11 protein-coding genes are annotated in these 11,740 nt (G+C 71.2%); 1 reads left to right on the top strand and 10 read right to left on the bottom strand.

The window, feature by feature from the left end:
* Positions 1–128: 128 nt before the first annotated feature.
* Together ACFY3L_RS49235 and ACFY3L_RS49230 are read right to left on the bottom strand one after the other, a co-directional pair.
* On the bottom strand, positions 129–737 hold the full coding sequence (locus tag ACFY3L_RS49235; RefSeq protein ID WP_389341002.1) for a YdeI family protein: 609 nt from the start codon (positions 735–737) through the stop codon (positions 129–131).
* 72 nt (positions 738–809) lie between these two features.
* A complete protein-coding gene (locus ACFY3L_RS49230; RefSeq protein ID WP_389340999.1) occupies positions 810–1,769 on the bottom strand; it encodes an AraC family transcriptional regulator in 960 nt (319 codons plus the stop codon).
* Between the two features lie 113 nt (positions 1,770–1,882).
* Between ACFY3L_RS49230 and ACFY3L_RS49225 the strand changes: the two genes are divergently transcribed.
* On the top strand, positions 1,883–2,635 hold the full coding sequence (locus tag ACFY3L_RS49225; protein ID WP_389340996.1) for an SDR family NAD(P)-dependent oxidoreductase: 753 nt from the start codon (positions 1,883–1,885) through the stop codon (positions 2,633–2,635).
* A 105-nt stretch (positions 2,636–2,740) separates the two neighbouring features.
* Here the strand turns inward: ACFY3L_RS49225 and ACFY3L_RS49220 are convergent, their stop codons facing one another.
* The 8 genes from ACFY3L_RS49220 to ACFY3L_RS49185 all read right to left on the bottom strand — a co-directional run bounded on the left by ACFY3L_RS49220 (position 2,741) and on the right by ACFY3L_RS49185 (position 11,572).
* A complete protein-coding gene (locus ACFY3L_RS49220; protein WP_389340993.1) occupies positions 2,741–4,039 on the bottom strand; it encodes an ammonium transporter in 1,299 nt (432 codons plus the stop codon).
* A gap of 145 nt (positions 4,040–4,184) precedes the next feature.
* Positions 4,185–4,805: a helix-turn-helix domain-containing protein gene (locus tag ACFY3L_RS49215; RefSeq protein WP_389340990.1), complete on the bottom strand. Its 621-nt coding sequence runs from the start codon at positions 4,803–4,805 to the stop codon at positions 4,185–4,187.
* A 4-nt stretch (positions 4,806–4,809) separates the two neighbouring features.
* On the bottom strand, positions 4,810–5,934 hold the full coding sequence (locus ACFY3L_RS49210) for an FAD-dependent oxidoreductase (protein WP_389340987.1): 1,125 nt from the start codon (positions 5,932–5,934) through the stop codon (positions 4,810–4,812).
* Between the two features lie 6 nt (positions 5,935–5,940).
* Entirely contained in the window at positions 5,941–7,263 is a 1,323-nt protein-coding gene (locus ACFY3L_RS49205) for an FMN-binding glutamate synthase family protein (RefSeq protein ID WP_389340984.1), read from the bottom strand.
* A 13-nt stretch (positions 7,264–7,276) separates the two neighbouring features.
* Positions 7,277–7,960 (bottom strand): hypothetical protein, encoded by a 684-nt coding sequence (locus tag ACFY3L_RS49200; protein ID WP_389340981.1) that lies wholly within the window; start codon positions 7,958–7,960, stop codon positions 7,277–7,279.
* Positions 7,948–8,823: a hypothetical protein gene (locus tag ACFY3L_RS49195; protein ID WP_389340978.1), complete on the bottom strand. Its 876-nt coding sequence runs from the start codon at positions 8,821–8,823 to the stop codon at positions 7,948–7,950. Before ACFY3L_RS49195 ends, ACFY3L_RS49200 begins: the two co-directional genes overlap by 13 nt.
* A 23-nt stretch (positions 8,824–8,846) precedes the next feature.
* Positions 8,847–10,175, bottom strand: a complete 1,329-nt coding sequence (glnT, locus tag ACFY3L_RS49190; RefSeq protein ID WP_389340975.1) for a type III glutamate--ammonia ligase — start codon at positions 10,173–10,175, stop codon at positions 8,847–8,849.
* 299 nt (positions 10,176–10,474) lie between these two features.
* On the bottom strand, positions 10,475–11,572 hold the full coding sequence (locus ACFY3L_RS49185) for an LCP family protein (protein ID WP_389340972.1): 1,098 nt from the start codon (positions 11,570–11,572) through the stop codon (positions 10,475–10,477).
* Between the last annotated feature and the right edge of the window lie 168 nt (positions 11,573–11,740).

Here is an 11,740-nt window from a genome sequence, read left to right as displayed (position 1 = left end):
CGGTTGTCTCGGCCACCCCCGCAGCACTCCAGACACCGTCGAAGGCCGCCGTCGGCGGCGGCTCCGTGCCGACCACTGTAGGAGAGAACGACGTCGATCGCGGCCCCGTCCCGCCCCTCGGCCGCCGATCAGGCGGGCGGGGCGGCGGGTCTGGCCTTCTGCGGGTAGATGGTCTCGTGCCGTGCCAGCATCGCGACGAACTCGCCGACCTTCCGCTCCCGCGTCTGCGCGCGCTTGACGGCGTTGAGCCGGTGGATGAGCGCGAACCGGTTGGTTTTGGTGAGCACGTCGAACATGGCCTGGGCGGCGGGGTCGGCGGCGATCGCGGCGATGAGGTCGGCCGGCACCTCCGCCTCGGACGGCGGCGCGTAGGCGGCCGCCCACCGCCCGTCGGCCTTCGCCGCGTCGACCGCCGCGCGGCCCGCCGGCGTCATCCGGCCCTGCTCCTCCAGCCTGGCCACGTGCCCGACGTTGCGCTGCGACCAGGAGCTGCGGGGCGTGCGCGGGGTGTACCGGATCCACGAGACGTCCTGGTCGCCCTTGCGGCTCTGCCCGTCGATCCAGCCGAAGCACAGCGCCTCGTCGACCGCCTGCTGCCAGGTCAGGGTCGTGACCGCGCCGCCCTTCCTGGTCAGGGCCAGCCAGACACCGCTCGACGTGGCATGGTTGGCCGACAGCCACGCCCGCAGCGCGGCGGCGTCGGCGACGGTCAGTTCCTCCAGCTCGGCTCCCGGCACGCCAGCAGCGTAGCCCGGGTCCGGTGAGTGCCGGCACCCACCGCGTGGGCGCGCCGCCGCCGACTTCCTCCTTCAGCTTCCGTTCGCGGCCGGGCGCGGTGGCTGCCGTGCCTGGTTGCGGAACTGAGCGGGCGATGAGCCGACCACGCGGCGGAACGCGGTGCTGAACGCGCTCTCGGACAGGTAGCCCGTGGCCCGTGCGAGCTCGGAGATCGACAGAGTGTCGCGGGCGAGGGCGTCGCGGGCGAGGCTCATGCGCCATTGGATCAGGTACTCCAGGGGCGGGACCCCGACGTGGCTCTTGAAGGTCTGGGCGAACGCGGAACGCGACATGTGGCTGATCTCGGCGAGTTCCTTGAGGCTCCAGGGGTGGGCCACGTCCGCGTGCACGGCGCGCAGGGCGGCACCGATGCCGTCCTCGTTCAGGGCGCCCAGCCAGCCTGTGGGCCGGTCTGTCCGACCGGCGTGTGCGCGCAGCATGTGCACGAGCAGGATCTGTGCGAGGTGGTTCTGCACCAGCGGGCCGCCGGCGGCGGCGACCCCGACCTCGGTGGCCAGGAGATCGATCAGCTGCGCGAGCCGACTGCCGTGAGGATCGGCCGCGCGGACGATCACGAGCGGCGGCAGAAGATCGGTCAGGAGGGCCGCGTTGCTGTCGTCGAACGCGATGTGCCCGACGCAGAGGTAGAGGTCCTCCTCGGACTCCGGGCCGATCCGCACGAACCCGTCTTCGGCACCCGCCCACACCGGCTCCGCCGGGCGCGGGCTCGCGTCGAGCGTGCTGGCCAGTACGTAGGGCGGCGGGTTGCCCAGCATGAAGGTGTCACCCTCCTGCAGGAGCACCGGCTCGTGCCCTTCGAGGGTCAACCAGCACGTGCCGCGCACGAGGCCGCCGATCCGCACGTGCAGGAACGGGTCGAAGCGCAACGCCCACGCTCCCGCGGCCCGGACGCTGGGCCCGACCACCGTGCGGGGCCGGAGCAGACCGATGGCGTCAGCCACTGGATCCCGGAAGCCGAGCACCGACCGCACCTCCTGGACGATACGTAAAGAAGGCCGGACTCTGCATTATGGATGGTACTCGCGATCTCCCGCAGGATCGATGTCGAACGGATCGGCATCGACAGAGCGATGGAGACACCCACATGGGACAGCTGGATGGCAAGACATCGGTGGTCACCGGAGGAAGCAGCGGGATCGGTCTGGCCACCGCCGTACGGCTGGCGGACGAGGGCGCGTACGTGTTCATCACCGGGCGGCGCGAGGCCGAGCTGGAGGCCGCCGTCAAGACCATCGGAGCGGACCGGGCCACTGCGGTCGTCGGCGACATCTCGAAGCCGGAGGACCTGGACCGGCTCTACGAGGCGGTCCGGTCCCGGGGCAAGGGTTTGGACGTGCTTGTGGCGAACGCCGCGGTCGGTGCATTCATGACGCTGGAGCAGACCACCGAGGAGCACTTCGACCAGACCTTCGCGGTGAACGTCCGAGGCACGCTGTTCACCGCGCAGAAGGCGTTGCCGCTGCTCAACGAGGGAGCCTCGATCGTCCTGCTCGGTTCGACCGCCGGCGACCGTGGAGTAGAGGCATTCGGCGCGTACGCGGCGTCGAAGGCGGCCGTGCGGTCCTTCGCGCGGACGTGGTCCAACGAGCTCAAAGGCCGTGGCATCCGGGTCAACGTCGTCTCGCCGGCATGGATCGAGACTCCCGGCGGCACCGCCGCTTTCGGCGACGAGGAGACCGCTCGGGCCGTCAAGGAGAATGTCGCCGCGACCGTGGCCAGGGGCCGCATGGGTCAGCCTGAGGAGGCCGCCGCAGTCGTGGCCTTCCTGGCCTCGGAACAGAGCAGCTACGTCGTCGGCGCGAACTTCTACGTCGACGGAGGCACGAACCAGATCTGACGGACAGGGTATTGCATGCGGCTGGGAGGGAAGCGGGTCCCGGCGCATGGATCTCCACCCGGGAGGAGTGGGCGGGGTGCGCCGGGACCACGATCTGAGGTGAGGCTAGGCGGCCGCGGGCTCCGGGGTGCGCTCCTCCTCGACGACCTCGGGCAGGTCCGCGCCGAGGAGGTCGTAGCCCGACTCTCGGTGGACACTGTCGATGCCCTCCCGCTCGACCTCGGCCGGGACGCGCAGGCCGACGACGACGTCGAAGAGCTTCGCGATGACCCACGTGAGGACGAACGAGTAGGCGAGGACGGCGATGACCGCGGTGGCCTGGTCGGCGAGGAGGCCGAGGCCGCCGCCGAAGAAGAGACCGTCGCGACCGTTCGGGGCGTCAGCGGTGGCGAGGAAGCCGATGAGCAGGGTCCCGATGACGCCGCCGACGAGGTGCACGCCGACCACGTCGAGCGAGTCGTCATAGCCGAACCTGTACTTGAGGTTCACGGCGAAGGCGCAGGCCGCGCCGGCGATGACGCCGATGATGAGTGCGCCGAGCGGATTGACCGCGCCGCAGGCCGGGGTGATGGCGACCAGACCGGCGACGATGCCGGAGGACTTGCCGAGCGAGGTCATGGCGCCGCCCTTGAGCCGCTCGAAGGCGATCCAGGCGAGGCCGGCGGCCGCGCCGGCGGCGACGGTGTTCAGCACGACGACGGCGGCGGCGTTGCCGGACGACAGGGCGGAGCCGCCGTTGAAGCCGAGCCAGCCGAACCAGAGCAGGCCGGCGCCGAGCGCGGTCAGCGGCAGGTTGTGCGGCTTGTGCGGGGTGTTCGGCCAGCCGGTGCGCTTGCCGAGGACGAGCACTACGGCGAGGGCGGCGATACCGGCGTTGATGTGCACGGCGGTGCCGCCGGCGTAGTCGATGGCCTGGATCTTGTTGGCGATCCAGCCGCCGGTGACGGTGTCGCTGGAGAACGCGAAGACCCAGTGCGCGACCGGCAGGTAGACCAGGGTCGCCCAGACAGCGGTGAAGGCCAGCCAGACGCCGAACTTCATCCGGTCGGCGACGCCCCCGGCGATCAGCGCGGTGGTCAGCGCGGCGAAGAGCATCTGGAAGACGGCGAACAGCGCCGGCGGGATGGTGGCGGCCTCGTCGCCCTTGAGCAGCCCACCGAGGCCGAAGTTGCCGGTGTCGAGGCCGAGGATGCCGGCACCGCCGATGGAGTCACCGAAGGCGAACTGGTAGCCGTAGACGACCCAGATGCAACAGACCACGGCCACGGCCCCGAAGGTCATCATGACCATGTTGACGACTCGCTTGGCGCCGACCATGCCGCCGTAGAAGAGGGCGAGGCCCGGGACCATCAGCAAGACGAGCGCGGTGCTCGCGAGCAACCAGGCGGTACTACCAGTGTCCACTGTAGAGGCTCCTTGAGTATCATCGCATGAACCGCTGTCATCCAGCAGTGCACTCAAGCCTCGTTTCGGCTGGTGACCCGCAATATTGCTGATCCATTTCCCGCGGTATCGGACTGCGAAAATCGCTGCCGCGTGCGTCGGCCGGTCAGCCGGCGCGGTCCTGATCCCCGTAGCCGGTGATCGACAGGAACCGGACCGGTAGCTCGACCAGCCCCGACGGCCCGTGCGGCCCCGCCCCGTCGAACTGCAGCGCGTCCCCCGGCCGCATCGTGTACCGGGTGTCGCCGTAGCCGTACACCATCACGCCTTCCAGCATGTAGAGGAACTCGGTGCCCGGGTGCTGGAAGAGTGGGAAGACCTCGCTGGAATCGGTGAGCGTGACGAGCACCGGCTCCATCCGCTTGTGGACCCCGCGCAGGCCGCCGAGCAGCAGGTAGTGATGCCCGACCCGGGTCCCGCGCCGGACGATTTCGGCCCCGCTGCCGGCCGGGGTGAAGACCGCCTCCAGCTCGGTGTCGACGCCCCGGAAGAGTGCCGTCACCGGGATCCCCAGGCCGCCGGCGAGCCGGCCGAGGGTGGTCAGGCTGCATGAGGTCTGCGCATTCTCGATCTTCGACAGCATCGCCTTGGAGAGTCCGATCTTGCCGGCGAGCTGGGCGATCGACAGTCCGGCCGCCTGCCGGTACTCGCGGACCCGGAGCGCGATCGTCCGCTCCAGCGCCCCCTCGGCGAAGGCTGCCGGATCCGCGTCGTCCGTATCGCGCATGTGATCAGGATAGTGACGCCGGCACACCGTGCGCGGCCAGCGTGAACCTGGGGTCGAACGGCGCCTTCCCCATCGCCAGATCCGCCGCGATCTCCCCGACCAGCGGCGCGAACTTGGCCCCGTGCCCCGAACACGGCGAGCACACGACCACATCACCCACCCGATCCAGCACGAAGTCCTCGTTCGCCGTCTTGGTGTAGAGGCAGCTGGCCTCCGCGAACGGCTCCGGTACGAGCCCCGGCAACCGGCGCCGTACGTAGTCGGTCACCCGCGCGCGACTGGCCGGCGAGACCACGCCGTCGCGCGAGTCCCCGGTGGTCACCGACCCTTCCGCGTGCTCGGCCACCTTGATCGCCCCGCCCGGCCCGCCGTCCCGCCCGCCCGGCAACCCGTAACTGGCCGTGTCGTCGCCCTTGTACACGAAGATCGGCCACTCCGTGTTCGGGTCCCGCCGGGGGAAGTGGAAGACCTGCTGCTGCGTCACGGTCAGCTCGGGCAGGGGCGCCAGCCCGCCGAGCACGTCGGACATCCAGGCCCCGGCCGCCACGACCACCCGCCCGGCGACCTGGCTGCCGCCCGCGGCCAGGTGCAGCCGCACGCCACCGCCCGTCAGCGGCTCGATCCGCCGCACCGGCGTGCTCGCGGACGCCGGCACCCCGGCCCGCGCGGCCTCCGACAGCATCGAACGCACCGCCAGATCGGCGTCGACGACACCCGCCTCCGGGTGGTACGTCACCGGCCCGTCGAACGCGAACCCGGGCCAGCGCCGTGACGCCTCCGATGCGGGCATCAGCTCGTGCGGCACACCGGCCTCGGCGAGCCGCGCCGCGATCGCCGCCGGATCACGGCGCCGCCCGAAGTCCAGGCCACCGGTCGTGCGCAGCACGGACGCCCCCGCGGCCAGCTCCAGCTCCCGCCACAGCTCCCCCGCCAGCCCGGTCATCCGGAGGTACAGCGGATCCGGGTAGGCCCGCCGGTAGATCCGCGCCGAACCGTGCGAGCTGCCCGCCAGGTGCCCGAACTCCCGCGCCTCGAAGAGCGCTGCCGGCACTCCGCGCCGGCCCAACGCCCAGGCCGTCGCCGCCCCCATCAGCCCGGCGCCGATCACCGCCACCTCGACAGCGGACACCGCGCCTCACCGACCTTCCGGGAGGCCGGGGATCCAGTCGGTGCCGGCCAGCGGCACCCGGGCCATGGCGGCGGACTCCACGGTGAGCGCCACGAGGTCTTCCGGTTCCAGATGGTGTACGTCGGACTTGCCGCACGCACGGGCCAGCATGGTGGTCTCCATGGTCAACGCGCGCAGGTAGTTGGCGACGCGGCGGCCACCCTCGACCGGGTCGAGGCGCTCCGTCAGCGCCGGGTCCTGGGTGGCGATGCCGACCGGGCAGCCACCGGTGTGGCAGGCGGTGCACGATCCGGCGGCGGTCGCCAGCGACAGGTAGCCGGGGCGGGCGTCGAGCCGGGTGCCGCCGCGGCCGTCGTACTCGGTGTCGTTGCAGCCCAGCGCGATGAGCGCGGCAACCCCGATCGACACCGCGTCGGCACCGAGGGCGAGGGCCTTGGCGACGTCGGCGCCCGAGCGGATACCGCCGGAGACGATCAGTTTGATGTCCGGGTTGCCCTCGATGGCGTCGGAGGCCTGGCGGACCGCGGCGAGCGTCGGGATGCCGGTGTGCTCGATGAAGACGTCCTGGGTGGCGCCGGTGCCGCCCTGCATGCCGTCGACGACCACCACGTCGGCGCCGGCCGCGACGGCCAGGCGGACGTCGTGGAAGGTCCGGGTCGCGCCGACCTTGACGTAGATCGGAACCCGCCAGTCGGTCGCCTCGCGCAGCTCCTCGATCTTGATGCGCAGATCGTCGGGGCCGGTCCAGTCCGGATGACGGCTGGCCGAACGCTGGTCGACGCCCTCCGGCAGGGTACGCATGGCGGCGACCCGCTCGCCCACCTTCTGGCCCAGGAGCATCCCCCCGCCGCCGGGCTTCGCGCCCTGCCCGAGGACGATCTCGACGGCGTCCGCCGCCCGCAGGTCGTCCGGATTGAATCCGTACCGCGACGGCAGGCACTGGTACACCAGGGTCTTGGAGCTCTTGCGCTCCTCGGGGGTCATGCCGCCGTCCCCGGTGGTGGTGGAGGTGCCGACCTCGGAGGCGGCCCGGCCGAGCGCCTCCTTCGCCTGCGCGGAGAGCGAGCCGAAGGACATGCCGGCGATGGTGATCGGAATGTCGAGGACGACGGGCTCCCGGGCATTGCTGGCGCCGAGAACGGTGCGGGTCTCGCAGCGCTCCCGGTAGCCCTCCAGCGGGTAGCGGGAGGCGCTCGCGGTGAGCAGGAGCAGGTCGTCGAAGCTGGGCACGGCGCGGCGGGCGCCCATCCCGCGGATCGCGTAGCGGCCGAGGCGGGCCCGCTCCCGGATGTCGGCCTGCACGCCCGGGGAGAAGGTGTGGTTGTCCAACGGGGCCTCCCGGTCAGTACGCGTCGTGCGCATGGGTGTCGAAGTGGTAGAGCTGGCGGGCCGACGCCACCCGGGTGACGTTCTCCGGATCGATGTGGTCGAAGCCGCAGCGGGCGGCCAGTTCGCGCACCCGGGCGACGTCGGTCTCGGTCAGCTCCTCGACCCGGGCGTCGGTGCCGAGGCTGCGGATCTTCCCGGCCACGTAGATGACCGCCTCGTAGAGGGAGTCGCCGAGGTGGGCGCCGGCGTCGCCGCCGATCAGGACAGTGCCGGCCTGGGCGAGGAAGGCGCAGTACGGCCCGACGTCGCCACCGACGGCGAGGGTGCCGCCCTTGAGCGAGATCGCGGCACGCAGTGAGGCGTCGCCGTCGACCACGACCGTGCCGCCGTGTGCGCAGGACGCGGCGCTCTGGCTGGCGTCGCCCTTGACGTGCACCAGACCGGACATCAGGTTCTCGCCGGCGCCCCAGCCCGCCGGGCCGTTGACGATCACCGTGGCGCGTTTGCCGAGGCCGCCGGCGTAGTACCCGGCCGCGCCGTCGATCGTGACGGTGACGTCGGCGTCGAGGCCGACGGCGAGGTTGTGCCGGCCCATCGGGTTCGCCAGCCAGATGGCGGCGCCGTCCGGCAGTTCGCGGAGGGCGCGGTTCGCTTCCCGTACCGGCGAACGGTCGAGGTCGACGGTCAGCGTGTCCACGAGTAGACCTCCTCCGGCTGGGGTTCGAAGACGCGGGCGGTTTCGATGCCGGGCAGCGCGGCGAGCGCGCGGTACTCGGAGGCCATCGCGACCCAGCGGTCGGTCTCGGCGATCAGGGCCGGCTTGCAGGCGACGGCGTCGCGCACCACCGCGAAGCTGTCGGCGGTCGAGACGAGCAGGGTGTAGAAGCCGTCGAAGCGCTCGCAGAGCAGTCGCAGCGCCTTCTCCACGTCGTCGCCCCGGCTCAGCCGGTGGGCGAGGAACCGGGCGCCGACCTCGGAGTCGTTGTCGCTGTCGAAGGTGACGCCGTCGCCGATCAGCTCGCGACGGATCGTGGCGTGGTTGGCGAACGAGCCGTTGTGCACGAGGCAGACGCCGTCCTCGACGGAGAACGGGTGGCAGCCCTCGGGCGTGACGGCGGACTCGGTCGCCATCCGGGTGTGGGCGACGGCCTGGTAGCCGGTGATCGAGTCCAGGCCGAAGCGATCGGCCACGGCCATCGGATGACCGACGCCCTTGAGCACGGCGAGACCCGGGCCGCGACCGGCGATCAGCGCGTGCGGCAGGGCCGCCCGGACCTGCGAGGCCAGCAGCGCCGTCGGGATCGCGGCGCTGAGGAGCACCACTCCCCCGCGTTCGACCGCCGTCACGCCCTTGACGGCCGCCTGCGCCTCCGCGACCGTCGTGCCCAGCAGGGCGACGGTGGCCTGGCCCTGCGGGGCGAGGGTGTCGTCGCCGTAGACGGCGATGCCGGCCGAGTCGGGGCCGCGCTCCGAGACCTGGTGGAGCATGCCGCGCAGCAGTGCGCCGAGCCGGGGCTGCAGCGTGTCGTCGCGCAGGTGCAGGCCGACGATTCCGCACATGTCGGTACCTCCTTCGGTGCGTGCTAGACGGCGGTCAGGTACCGGTTGGTCTCCCAGCCGGTGACGGTGTTGTGCCAGCCGAGGAACTCGTCGCGCTTGCGGTCGGCGAAGTAGCCGGCGACGCCGGGACCGGCGGCGTCGAGGGCGCGCTGCACGATCGGGTCGGCGTGCAGCGCGTCGACGGCGTGCAGGAGCGTGATCGGCAGCGGGACGGCACCGGCCGGGTGCTGACCGGGACCGGACGGGTCGCCGGGATCGACCTTGCGCTCCATGCCGTCGAGGCCGGCGGTGAGCAGGGCGGCGATGGCCAGGTACGGGTTGGCGGAGCCGTCGCCGCCGCGCACCTCGATGCGGTTGCGGTCGGGGACGCGGATCAGGTGCGTGCGATCGTTCCCGCCGTAGCTGGCCCGGTTCGGCGCCCAGGTGGCACCGGAGTTGGTGGAGACGGCGCCGCGCCGCTTGTAGGAGTTGACGGTCGGTGCGAGCACCGACAGCAGGCCCGGCGCGTGTTCCAGGACTCCGCCGACGAAGTAGTACGCCAGCTCGGAGAGGCCGAGACCGCGCTGGTCGGCGTCGTCCGGAAAGAGCGGTTCGGCCCCGGACCACAGTGACATGTGCAGGTGCAGGCCGTTGCCGGTGCGGTCGGTGAACGGCTTCGGCATGAAGGTGGCGAGCATGCCGCGCTGCTCTGCCAGCATCTGGATCAGATAGCGGGCGGTGATCACCCGGTCGGCGGTGGTGAGCGCGTCGGCGAACGTGAAGTTCTGCTCGAACTGGCCGTTCGCGTCCTCGTGGTCGTTGGCGTAGTTGCCCCAGCCGAGGCCGTTCATGGCGGTGGAGACCGCGGTGAGGTGGTCGTACATGCGGGTCACGCCGCGAGCGTCGTAGCAGGGCTGGGCGGCCCGGTCGTCGGCGTCGGCGGTGCGCAGACCACCGCTCACGTCCCGGTTGAGCAGGAAGTACTCGATCTCGGCGCCGACGTGCGCGTCGTAGCCCTTCTCCCGCAGGTCGGCGAGGACGGCCTGGAGGATGACGCGTGGCGCGTACGGCCACGGGCTGCCCTCGACGTGCGGGTCGCAGTGCACCATGGCGAGCCCGTCGCGCAGGAACGGCAGCGCGGCGAAGCTGGCCGGGTCGGGGATCGCCATGATGTCGGGGTCGCAGGGCTGCTGACCGAGCGCGCCCGCGGCGTAGCCTGCGAAACCGACACCCTCGGTGGCGAGCGCCTCCAGCGCCTCGACCGGCACCAGCTTGGCGCACGGCTTGCCGTCGAGGTCGACGAAGGTCGCCAGGATGAATCGGGTCTGATGCTGGTCTGTGAGGCCTTTCAGCGCTTCGTACCGGTCCGCCACGGCAACCCACCTCTGTCCACTACGGGGAACCCTAGTTGAACAGAAGTAGACCCGGCGATTGTTGCCTTGCCGTGCAGGTGTTGTGTCACATCGGTTTCGCCGGACCTCGTGACCGGTGTCGGCTGTCGCCGTGCCCCGCCCCGCCGGCGTCAGACGCTCCTGTCAGTCGCGGAAGCGTGGAGCGCTGAGGGTTCAGGCATTGGCGGAGGCAACGTGAGCGCGTAGTCGGTGGAAACCCGCGGTCCACCCCTCCACGATCAGTTCGAAGAACGCCTCGCTTCGCTGCTGCGCGACCGGCGTCAGGCGACCAGTTGGGGGTGGGCGGCGAGGAAGCCCTTGACCTGGTCGGTCCGGACGGCGGTGAGCAGGTTGATGCTGGTCTGGTCGAGGTCTTCGGCCGTGCCGTTGCCGGGCGACCGGTTGAACGTGCCCTCGTTCGTCTTGATGGTGACCACGTCGTCGCTGCTCACGCCGTGCATGGCGTACGCCCAGTCGGCCAGGTCGATGCCACCGCTGTCGATGGTGATCGCCTTGCCGGCGCCCTCGATGACCTTGTTGAACCGCACCGGGTTGGTGAGCACGTCCTTGCTGAGCATCTTCTTGAAGACGGCCTTGATGAACTGTTGCTGGTGGCGTTGCCGGTCGTAGTCGCCGTTGGGCAGGGTCTCGCGTTGCCGGACGTAGTCGAGGGCCTGCCACGATTCGAGGTGCTGGTAGCCGACGTGGTAGACCACCGGGGTCACGCCCGGAACCGGGTCCAGGCCCTGGCCGCCGTCGTCTCTGGTGTACTGCCGGAACGGGACCTCGGTCCCGCCCGTGCTGTTGTGACCGATGCTCACGGACGTGGTCTCCTGGTCCACGTACATGTCGACCCCACCGAGCACGTTGACGACCTGTTGGAAGCCGGTGAAGTCGACGATCCCCGCACCGTCGAACGTCACCCCGCACAGCTTCTTGATCGTCAGGGCGAGTAGCTCGACGGCATGGCGGCGGGCGGCCGGCCCGGTGAGGCCGTTGCCGCCGTAGGCGAACGCGGCGTTGACCTTGTCGTCGCCGCCCGGGTACTGCCTGGCCCCGTTGTCGTACGGCGGGACCTCGACCCAGGTGTCCCGGGGAATCGAGACCATGAACGCGGCGTCATACGTCGCCGGGATGTGCAGGATGATGATCGAGTCGGAGCGTACGGGTTCGCGAGGGTCCTGGCCGGGGCGGGCGTCGACACCGATGAGCAGGATGTTCTTCGCCCCTGTGACGGACGCGTGGCCGGGCTGCTGGGCCCAGCTGCCGGTGTCGCCGAGCAGGTTCTGCTCGACGACGCCGCGCGTCGCGTACGACAGCAGGGCCTCCTTCGCCACGAGCACCGCGCCGGCCAGCACGACCAGGGTCGTGCCGAGCACGATGCACCACCGCGCCCACAACGGAGCCTTGGGCCGTGCGCGCTGGTTCCGGTCGCTCGGCACGGTTGCCCGGCCGCACGCGCGCTGGTTCCGGCCGGTCGGCACGGTTGCCCGGCCGCGCGCACGGCCGGGCCGGTCGTTCACCGGATCACCGGACCGGTGCGGTTC

Source organism: Dactylosporangium sp. NPDC000521 (genome assembly GCF_042898305.1).
Lineage (GTDB): Bacteria > Actinomycetota > Actinomycetes > Mycobacteriales > Micromonosporaceae > Dactylosporangium.
Note: the sequence above shows the minus strand (reverse complement) of the source record. Positions and strands in the feature narration are given on the sequence as shown.